At 66.8% G+C, this 355-nt stretch carries 1 protein-coding gene; it reads left to right on the top strand.

What is annotated here, in order from left to right; all coding sequences use genetic code 11:
- Nucleotides 1-26: 26 nt before the first annotated feature.
- Nucleotides 27-355: condensation domain-containing protein (locus AC1DYG_RS21010; protein ID WP_477641754.1), on the top strand; the 329-nt coding region annotated here is incomplete at its 3' end.

The raw sequence follows: 355 nt of genomic DNA, 5'->3' as shown, positions 1-355 counted from the left end.
GACTGACCGTCAACACCCTCGTGCAGGTGTCGTGGGGGATCGTGCTCGCCGCGTTGACCGGTCGCGACGACGTGGTGTTCGGTGCCATCGTCTCGGGACGTCCGCCCGACCTGGCCGGCATCGAGACGATGATCGGACTGTTCATCAACACCCTGCCCGTCCGGATCAGGCTGCGCCCCGGCGAGACGGTGGGCGCCCTGCTCGAATGCGTGCAGGCCGAGCAGACGGCGTTGTTGGATCACCACTACACCGGCCTGGCCGAGATCTCGAGCTCCGCGGGGCCGGAGGTCGGATTCGACACGTTGACCGTGTTCGAGTCGTATCCCGTTGACCGCGAAGGGCTGTCGACCGACAC

The sequence above is a fragment of the Pedococcus sp. P1_H8 genome, assembly GCF_056405175.1.
This window is presented reverse-complemented; position numbering and strand designations above follow the sequence as displayed.